Below are 7,368 nucleotides of genomic sequence, written 5' to 3'. Positions count from 1 at the left end.
GGAACCCCTTCCCCGCCGTATCGAAGCAACAAAACTGGGTTACGTAGATGGCTTACGCTACATTACTGAATGCTCCGCAATGCAACCCAGCGTTGAGCAAATGCTATCGAGTGATTATCTCTCGCAACGCGCAGGTCTTATTGGCCAAGACGCCATTAACCCGGTCCATGGCAATCCGCTAAAGGGCGGCACCGTCTACCTAGCAACAGCGGATGATGACGGTAATATGGTGTCATTTATTCAAAGCAATTTTGAAGGCTTTGGCTCTGGAATGGTCGTGCCTGGCACCGGCATCAGCCTGCAAAACCGTGGTTGGTCATTCTCCCTTGATCCACAACATCCCAACGCGTTAGCCCCCGGCAAACGCACTTACCACACTATTATCCCCGGCTTTATCACCAAAGATAACCAAGCCGTTGGGCCCTTCGGCGTGATGGGTGGCTACATGCAGCCCCAAGGTCATGTGCAGGTAGTAACAGCGATGCTAGAGGATCACCTAAACCCACAGGCAGCACTAGATATGCCGCGCTGGAAGTGGACCAACGGCACAACAATTGAAGTCGAAGCTGACTTCCCCAACCACTTAGCACTTGCCCTAGCCCGCCGCGGGCATCACATCGTTAAAGTCGCCGACTCCATTACTTTTGGCCGGGGTCAAATCATTCTACGCGACCCTGACAGCGGTGTGCTCCAAGGCGGTACCGAGCCGCGCACCGATGGCGCGGTACTGCCTCTTTAAATTTTTGTTCACCCAACGTTCACACGACCTTTCAATATCCGCTTTGCAATATAGTTTGATCTCCACCTACTGCTGGGCAGTTTACGCACTGCACAGCAGTAGGCTGGCTATCAACGCCAAAGCGTCGCATCATGGCACTCTTTCTTGCTAGGTACTTGCCTGTCTCACTATGCCGCCATTACCGTCCGACACTGCCTCTCCTTCACCGCTGAGCGGTTTCTTTAGTGTGTTCCGCTATAGCCGACGTGCACTTGCACTAGTGTGGGAAACCTCGCGCTGGATGATGCTGGGCTTAGCGTTATGCACCTTAGTGGCAGGGGTTCTACCTGCCGTGGCTGCCTGGGTCGGCCAACTGATTGTGGATGGCGTCGTGGCGGCGATGGAAAGCTATCAGGCGGCGAGTTCGCCCAACCTCTGGGAAACACTAACGCCTGTATTAGGCTTAGTCGCCTTGGAAGGGCTGATTATTGCGTTTATTGCCCTGGCACAACGCGGCCTTTCGGCCCAGCAATCGCTACTGCGTGCGCTGCTGGGCCAGAAAGTTAATGTGATGATTCTAGAGAAAGCGGGCACTCTATCACTCAGCCAGTTTGAAGATTCAGAATTGTACGACCAGCTCACTCGGGCACGGCGGGAAGCGTCTACGCGCCCGCTCGCGCTGGTGAATAAAACTTTCGGGTTGCTACAAAATGCTATTTCACTGGCTAGCTTCGGGTTTCTACTGGTGCAGTTCTCCCCCTGGGCGTTACTCATCTTGGTGGTGGGAGCATTGCCCGTGTTTCTCTCAGAAGCGAAGTTTTCCGGCGATGCCTTTCGGCTATTTCGCTGGCGCTCACCGCAAACCCGTATGCAAATATACCTAGAAACGGTGCTTGCTCGGGAAGACAGTATCAAAGAGGTAAAGCTCTTCGGCTTAGAAGGTCTGTTTCTCCAGCGTTACCGGGATATCTTTACCAAACTATTTGCCGAAGACCGCCGCCTAACGTTACGTCGGGAAGGCTGGGGATTTATCCTTGGCCTGTTAGGCACGCTGACATTTTACGCTGCCTACGCCTGGGTAGTGATTGAAACTGTCGCGGGCGCGCTTACCCTTGGCCAAATGACCATGTATTTGATGGTATTTAAACAAGGCCAAAGCGCCCTTTCAGCAAGTTTGACTGCTATTAGCGGTATGTACGAAGACAACCTCTATCTTTCCAATCTTTACGAATACCTCGAGCAACCCACCGAAGGTGAAGAAGGCCACCTCACCAAAGGTATAGCACCAGGTGATGGGTTACGCTTCGAACACGTCAGCTTTGCCTACCCCGGTGGCAGCGACGTACTGCACAATATTTCGCTACATTTAGCGCCGGGCAAAAGTATTGCATTAGTCGGGGAAAACGGCTCGGGCAAAACCACGCTGATTAAGCTATTAACGCGGCTCTACCACCCGACCAAAGGACGCATTTTGCTGGACGGTAGTGACCTCAAGCACTGGGATACCCAGGCATTACGGATGCGGGTTGGGGTTATTTTCCAAGATTTTGTGCGTTACCAACTCTCTGTTGGCGAAAACCTTGGGGTTGGCGACACTCAAGCCTTTGATGACCAAGAACGCTGGCAGCAAGCCGCTCACGATGGCATGGCGGATAGCTTTATCGACCGCATGCCACATGGCTACCAAACCCAGCTAGGGCGTTGGTTTAAAAATGGCCAGGAGCTTTCAGGTGGGCAATGGCAAAAAGTAGCACTTTCACGCGCTTATATGCGCCACAATGCCGATATTTTAGTGCTGGATGAGCCTACCGCAGCGATGGATGCCGCAGCGGAAGCAGAAGTATTCGCCCGCTTTCGCGAGCATAGCCACGATAAAATGACGATTTTAATTTCCCACCGTTTTTCGACAGTGCGCAGCGCCGACCAGATCATTGTGATTGACCAAGGGAGTATTATTGAACGCGGCACCCATGAAGAACTGCTTACTTGTAATGGTCGGTATGCAAAACTGTTTCGGCTTCAAGCCAAGGGTTATCGTTAACTGAAGGAGCCTCTGATTAATGTGATGAGCGCAGGCCAGACAAGGCAAAAATCAACGAAAAAGCGGAGTTTACGAGTTGTAAATGAGCATTTTGAGGCGATTTTTAACGCAGTATGGCCAAGCGTAATAGTTAATCAGAGGTTTCTTAACTGTTGACGCTCCTATAAGCATCGGTTAAAAGATAAAGGCTACTTTTAAAAAGTAGCTTTATTTTTATTAACGAGACTTTTCAGAGACCTTCTCATGCGCTGGCAAATCCCCGCGACCCGAATGAATAAGCTGCACCGAGTTATTAATAATTCGGTATCGGCTTATTGTTGTCGCGCGCCAGAAATGTAGTGAGAAAATTGGCCGCGGCAGATGTCGCGGCCATGTGTTTTATCGTTACCTTTGATACTCCCTGATCGCGATGTTGCCCGGCCTCCTAACCCAGGAGACCGATCCCATGGCAGTGGCAACAATTACCCGCAAGTTATTCAACGCCGTTAAGCACTATCGCACTCAGCGGCGTCTTTACGAAAACCCACGTCTCCACAACTCGCACCTGTTAAAAGATATTGGCTTACGCTGGGAGCAGGGCCAACTGGTATCTATTCACGGTGTAGAGGAACCAAGTCAGCGCAATCAACGCCACCAGGCCGAAACCCGCGATGCCTATGAAACGTGTCCACACTGCGGGAGCAGCCTGACATAGCTAACGCCCCGGTCACAGGAAGTGGCCGGGGCGTTTTATTAATGCGCGCACATCAAATCCCATTAAAAAAGCCGACCTTAAGAGGTCGGCGAAGCTGATGAGAGTTGCTCGGTAAAAAGGCCGAGCAATAAGATGCCTGGGGAAGGCATCGCCAAAACGCCTACTCAAGCGGCTTGGCGATACCCTCGCCCATCACTCTTACCTTTACGGGAGTAACTACCCTTTCCTTTTTTCGGTGTTTGCTGCTGCATTTTGAACATAGGCGTTCGCAGCTGCGCTTTCAGTGCGTTATCGCGTATCTTGCCTTTTTTCACGGTGTACTCCTCATCCTTTGCAAAACAGTCTTTGAAAAAACAGTCTTTAAAAAATAGCCATTAACAATCGTTTATTAAGCAGCGCATTTGCTTCCACCGCCTGCCGTTCCTATTGGTTTCGCCGCTTGTATGACCCAATGAGATCGGCCAAGTTCCCAAGATGCTTAGGGCGCTTAATCACCACGGGTGGTTAACGTGCTCGCGGCAGGACTTTCCGCCACCATGCTCACCACGCTGCCCACCATAATCAGGCATGGCGAGGGTAACGGTTGAGCAGCGAGTCGCATGGGCATATCCGCCAACGTGCCCACCAACGATTGCTGTTCGGGCTGGCTAGCATTGGCCACCAACATAATGGGCCACGTATCGGGCAGGCCCGCTTGGCGAAGGCCGTGGCAGATAGCATCTACTTTGGAAAGCCCCATATAGAACACTAGGGTTTCATCCTGACGGGCAAGGGTTGCCCAGTCCGGCGTACCGCCTTCTCGGCACAGTTGCGCCGTAATAAAGCGCAGCTGCTGGGCATGGCCACGATCTGTTAGCGGAATCCCCATCCCCGCAGCGGCCGCCGAGGCAGCGGTAATACCTGGCACTATTTCAGCAGATATCGAGGCATTCGCTAGCGCCCCCAGTTCTTCGCCCATACGCCCAAATACGCCAGGGTCGCCACCTTTCAAACGTACAACTGACTTACCCGCCTGAGCAAGCGAGACGATCAATGCACCTATCTCATCCTGAGGCACGCTGTGATGCCCGCTTGCTTTCCCCACGTAATAGCGTTCAGTACCTGGCGGTATCAGCCCCAGCACATCGTCGCCCACTAAACGGTCATAGACCACCGCATCAGCCTGCATTAACAGTCGCGCCGCTTTCAGGGTGAGCAGCTCCATATCTCCACTTCCTGCACCGACTAAATACACCGTTCCAGAACGGCACTCACCGCTTAGTGGTAGGCGTAAGCGCTCGGCTGACTCGCGACCAAAGGGCGCTAACACCCGCTGACTGAGGCGCATAAAGGCCTCAAGCCATTTCCGGGTTAGTTGTTTGCTTAGCGCACGCATGTGGACGCTCCTCTCAGTGATGAGTAATGATTCACGCTCTCAGCCTCACTTAACGACGAGCAGTGCAATCACGACAATAGCCAACGCCAACGAGACGCCTTTCCAAAAAAGCACTGGATCGCGCTCCAGTAGAGGCTGTTTAGCGCGATTGAGCATCCCTGGGCTTGGCGAGTGAAGCTCAAAGACAAACTCCGAAAGCGCCAGGTAACGGTAGTGAGGGTTAGGATGCAAGGCTTTTTTGAGCACTTCATCCACCCAAGCGGGTAACTGACGATTTTCGCTTAGCGCCGATTGGTAAGCAAGCTTATGTTGCGCCGCCCGGGTGCGAGTTTTGGCCACCTCGGTACCATAGGGCAGCGTGCCGGTTAGCATCTGATAGGTAATCACTGCCAGTGAGTACTGATCCGAACGGGGCGTGCCGCCTTCACCCAGAAAATACTCCGGCGCGGTGTACTGGGCGGTACCTAGAATATCGTCGCTAGCCGCACTGACCTCTTCAGCAAGACCCGCCACCTTGGCAGCGCCAAAATCAATCAGCTTCACCGTTCCGTGGCTATCGATCATGACGTTATCGGGGCGTAAATCCTGATGCAGCATTTCCAGCCGATGAAAGGCGCGCAGCCCTTTGGCGATTTGCTCGATAATGGGGCGTACGATGGCTAATTCAGCGTTAGGATGGTCGCGCATCCACTGGGTCAAGGCTTGTCCTTCAATATACGCCAGCACGGTGTAAAGGTAGTGGCGAGGGCGCTCTTGGATGGGGGCTTTAAGCACGTGCTGATTGTCGATGCGCCGTGCAATCCACTCTTCGCGCACAAACCGCTCGATACTCTCGGGATCTTGGCTTAGCTCGGTTGAGAGGGTTTTTAGTGCCACCTTCTCGCCACTGGCGACATCTTCCGCCAGGTAGACATGGCTGCGACTACTGGCATGCAGTTGACGCACAATGCGGTAGCCGTCCAGCTCGCTTCCTGCGCGCAGTTCAGACGGTGACGGCAGTGTACTCAGCGCCGCGTAGAGCTCATTAGCGTGGCGCTCAGGCAGCGAATCAATGCGCACAATTTGCACGGTGAGATTATCGTCGCTGCCTTTGTCGATTGCAGCCACGATTAGCGCCTCAGCCGCTGCATCGAGATCGCCCCAATGGGCGTGAATCAGCGCGGCCATTTCGGCGCTGCTTAGCCACTCATAAACACCGTCGGTAGTGAGTACAAACACATCGCCCACGTTCAGCGATACGGCGCAATAATCCAGCTCCAGGTGCTGGCTGGCCCCCATGGCGCGGCTTAAATGGCTGACTTCCCGGGATGCCCAGAAGCGGTGATCCTCGGTCAGTGGCTCCAACGTATTACCAGCGAGCTGATAGATTCGGCTATCGCCGACGTGAAACAGGTGCGCAGTGGTGGATTTAATCACCATCGCGCTGAGGGTACACACATAGCCACGATCCAGGTTGTAGCGATACTGGCTTTGCCGGGTTTGGGCATAAAGCCATGCATTGGTGGCCTGCAGCACCCGCTGGGCGGAGGTCTTAACCGCCCAGGTAGCTGGGGTGGCGTAGTAGTCTGTTAAAAACCCGCCCACCGCTGCTTCGCTCGCCTCGCGGCTTACCTCACTGCTGCTAATCCCATCCGCCAACGCGATCGCAATACCTTTGGTGGCGCGCAAGGGTTCGCTGGGTAGATAAGCGCCGTAAAAATCCTGATTGCTGGGCTTGCGCCCTTTATCAGAGTGCTGGCCGAGCGAAATGGTCAGCGCTGCCATTATGCTTCCCCTAAAAAAAGCCTCCGCCGGAGCGAAGGCTTGGTTAATGACAAACTACTGCCTATCAGATCATAGGGCTTTTTGCGGCGCGGTACGCACGTGAGTGGTGTAGAGCGTGAGCCCTGTTAACGCCAAACCACCGATCAAGTTACCCAGCACTACCGGAATTTCGTTCCAGATCAGGTAATCCATAATCGAGAAGTTACCGCCCATCATCAGCCCAGATGGAAACAGAAACATGTTGACCACCGAGTGCTCAAAGCCCATACCGAAGAACAGCATAATCGGCATCCACATGGCAATTACCTTACCGCTCACCGTAGTTGAGATCATCGCCCCCACAACCCCAAGAGACACCATCCAGTTGCACAATATGCCGCGAATAAAAATAGTCGCCATGCCGCCAGCGCCATACTCTTTGTAACCCACCGTGCGCCCTTCACCTACTTCACCAATGACCCGCCCTACTTCGCTAGGTTCGGTGCTAAAGCCGTAGGTAAACACAATCGTCATTAGAAAGGCGACCGTTAATGCGCCACCAAAATTACCGATAAACACAATGCCCCAGTGCTTGAGAATACGATTAATCGTCACCCCAGGCCGTTTATCCAGCCACGCCAGCGGCGTTAACACAAATACCCCGGTCAACAGATCAAAGCCCATTAGATAGAGTATCGAGAAGCCCACCGGAAACAGGATGGCGCCGATAATCGGGTAGCCGGTTTGCACTGCTACGGTCACCGCAAATACCGCCGCGATGGCCAATATAGCCCCCG

At 53.5% G+C, this 7,368-nt stretch carries 7 protein-coding genes; 3 read left to right on the top strand and 4 right to left on the bottom strand.

The window, feature by feature from the left end:
• From INT22_RS20615 to INT22_RS09350, 3 genes are all read left to right on the top strand, one after another.
• Positions 1–739 (top strand): gamma-glutamyltransferase (locus INT22_RS20615; RefSeq protein ID WP_226912559.1); only part of this gene is annotated, 739 nt, incomplete at its 5' end.
• A 169-nt stretch (positions 740–908) separates the two neighbouring features.
• Positions 909–2,759: an ABC transporter ATP-binding protein gene (locus INT22_RS09355; RefSeq protein ID WP_193068123.1), complete on the top strand. Its 1,851-nt coding sequence runs from the start codon at positions 909–911 to the stop codon at positions 2,757–2,759.
• A gap of 445 nt (positions 2,760–3,204) precedes the next feature.
• Complete coding sequence (locus tag INT22_RS09350) at positions 3,205–3,453, top strand: hypothetical protein (RefSeq protein WP_193068122.1); 249 nt, start codon at positions 3,205–3,207, stop codon at positions 3,451–3,453.
• A 164-nt stretch (positions 3,454–3,617) separates the two neighbouring features.
• On the opposite strand, the gene arfA is transcribed toward INT22_RS09350, so the two are convergent.
• The 4 genes from arfA to INT22_RS09330 all read right to left on the bottom strand — a co-directional run.
• Entirely contained in the window at positions 3,618–3,767 is a 150-nt protein-coding gene (gene arfA, locus INT22_RS09345; RefSeq protein WP_084183661.1) for an alternative ribosome rescue factor ArfA, read from the bottom strand.
• A 173-nt stretch (positions 3,768–3,940) separates the two neighbouring features.
• Positions 3,941–4,828 (bottom strand): uroporphyrinogen-III C-methyltransferase, encoded by an 888-nt coding sequence (gene cobA, locus INT22_RS09340; RefSeq protein ID WP_193068121.1) that lies wholly within the window; start codon positions 4,826–4,828, stop codon positions 3,941–3,943.
• 45 nt (positions 4,829–4,873) lie between these two features.
• Positions 4,874–6,592: a bifunctional protein-serine/threonine kinase/phosphatase gene (locus INT22_RS09335; protein ID WP_193068120.1), complete on the bottom strand. Its 1,719-nt coding sequence runs from the start codon at positions 6,590–6,592 to the stop codon at positions 4,874–4,876.
• 69 nt (positions 6,593–6,661) lie between these two features.
• Positions 6,662–7,368: formate/nitrite transporter family protein (locus INT22_RS09330; protein WP_226912558.1), on the bottom strand; the 707-nt coding region annotated here is incomplete at its 5' end.

Origin of the sequence: Halomonas sp. 3D7M, assembly GCF_014897885.1 — a bacterium.
Lineage (GTDB): Bacteria > Pseudomonadota > Gammaproteobacteria > Pseudomonadales > Halomonadaceae > Vreelandella.
Note: the sequence above shows the minus strand (reverse complement) of the source record. Positions and strands in the feature narration are given on the sequence as shown.

Bases quoted from the DNA above. Each gene is read 5' to 3' on its own strand.
- INT22_RS09350 (WP_193068122.1), top strand. From the start codon at position 3,205: ATGGCAGTGGCAACAATTACCCGCAAGTTATTCAACGCCGTTAAGCAC.
- cobA (WP_193068121.1), bottom strand. From the start codon at position 4,828: ATGCGTGCGCTAAGCAAACAACTAACCCGGAAATGGCTTGAGGCCTTT.
- INT22_RS09335 (WP_193068120.1), bottom strand. From the start codon at position 6,592: ATGGCAGCGCTGACCATTTCGCTCGGCCAGCACTCTGATAAAGGGCGC.
- INT22_RS09355 (WP_193068123.1), top strand. From the start codon at position 909: ATGCCGCCATTACCGTCCGACACTGCCTCTCCTTCACCGCTGAGCGGT.